Consider the following 1,967-nt stretch of genomic DNA (forward strand, 5'->3'; position numbering starts at 1 on the left):
TTAATCGCCACGAATGGCGCACCGGCTCGCGGTGAGTGCTGATGGATAAAACGCGCCAACACCTCTTTACCGACCCCACTCGGCCCTTGGATCATCACCGTCGCATCGGTCGCCGCCACTTTTTCGGCTAAGGTATACAAATGGCACGAACGAGCATCATGGATCACCGGCTGACTAGCACACTCAGAGGTCAGCTCAGTACCGTACTGTTCGCTATTGTTCGACAATGGGCTATTGCTAGACAGTGGATTTTGCCGACAAAAACGGCGCATATCCTGCGCTTGCGCACTGAGCTCCTGTAATCGCTCGTACAGCTTGCGCTGAAAACGCTGTCGCTGCTCAGGCTGCAAAGCCGCCGACTGTAACTCTTCAGCGTATAGCAACGCCGATGAAAGCGGCGCATGCAGTTGATGCGCGACCGAAGCCAAGATTTGGCCCAGTGAGGAGAGCTGTTGCTGCTTACTCACTCGCGCCTGTAACAAGCGCGAGTCGGTCAAATCAGTGATCAAGATGAGCTGTCCCGCATCGGTTGCGGACAGCGCCACCCGCACTCGCCGCCCATCACGCAGCGACACTTCATGACCATCATCTTTTTGTGGCGCAAAACAGCGTTGGATAATATCTAACCAACGCTCACCACACAGAGGCTCGCCCAGCAAACGTACCGCTTCCGCATTGGCCTCGGCCACATAACCATGCCCATTCAGCACAATCACAGCCACCGGCATCGCCGCAATCATTTGCTGATAATAGGCTGCCGGTTGCGAGAGAGGAGCGACAGGGTCAGACATGGTTCCACCTTCATTTTGCTTAAGTCGCACTGACTGAAAACAGTGATTTATAGGGAACTAAGCAAATAGCAGACCAGAGCAGCAAAAATCTGTTTTTCCTTCGAGATATGACACAGAGCATCATTGACAAAATAACGCACAGCGGAATAAACAAATAAGATGCGTTATGTCATATATGTAAGTAAACAAGGATATACGCGAATAATTAGCCATGCGCGTGCGCGCATATATCACGTTGATTATATGAGTGAATTATAAAATTAATAATCGACAGCATTTCACATCATAGTCTATCAATTATTAGCGCAGACAATCTTCACGTTTTATAAACATACCATCGCATATTCAACACGAGGAATAATCTGTTAATCTCGTCAATATAACCTTACATACTCATTTGTAGTTATAGGCATATTTAGTATTTCACACAGCTTTTACCGGTGTATGACGCTTAGCTTTGTATAACAAATAAAACATAAACACTACAATTGTCGTGCATTCACCATGCTAAACAATATATAGCTAGGCTAAGGTATGTGCCAAGGTGATTGGATGCGTGGTTACCTGTAAATAACAAAGAAGAAATGGCTAAAAGCGCATAAAAAAACACCACTACTTTAAACGGAGCATCCGAAAATTCAGTGGTGTTTGATTGGAGACAGAACGAACAAGATGTGCAACAGAACGATTAAACGGTCAAACCGCTGCGCTTTCCTTATTCAATCCGTACTTACGCATTTTTTCAACCAATGTTGTACGGCGCATACCTAGCATGTCTGCGGCACGGGCCACAACCCAGAACTGAGCATCTAGCGCTTGGCGGATCAAGCCAATCTCCAAATCAGAGAGCATCTCTTTGAGGTTCATTCCTTCCGGCGGTAACGCACCCAAAGTAGACGGTCCTTCTGACTGGCTAGCCCCTGTTGCAGGCACCGCCTCATTGAAGATCTCAGACAGTGCGGCACGCTCTAGCTCGGTTTGTTCATCTTCATGGCTACGCGGATAACCGTGTAATGCAGACAAGTCCTGCACGGCAGGCGTGGTATTCGGCTGGAAGCTCGATACCTCAACACTGCGGTATTTCGGAGGCAAATGGCAGATATCAATCAGCTCATCCGGATACAAAATAACTAAGCGCTCCACCAGATTTGCCAACTCACGCACATTACCCGACCA

2 protein-coding genes are annotated in these 1,967 nt (G+C 47.9%); both read right to left on the reverse strand.

Going from position 1 to position 1,967, the window contains the following annotated elements:
- A partial coding sequence (locus tag ACRC27_RS11070; RefSeq protein WP_438639884.1) for a sigma 54-interacting transcriptional regulator occupies nucleotides 1-791 on the reverse strand: 791 nt, incomplete at its 3' end.
- Between the two features lie 696 nt (nucleotides 792-1,487).
- A partial coding sequence (locus ACRC27_RS11075) for a helix-turn-helix domain-containing protein (protein ID WP_438639885.1) occupies nucleotides 1,488-1,967 on the reverse strand: 480 nt, incomplete at its 5' end.

Source organism: Plesiomonas sp., from assembly GCF_051650925.1.
GTDB lineage: Bacteria > Pseudomonadota > Gammaproteobacteria > Enterobacterales > CAMTGL01 > Plesiomonas.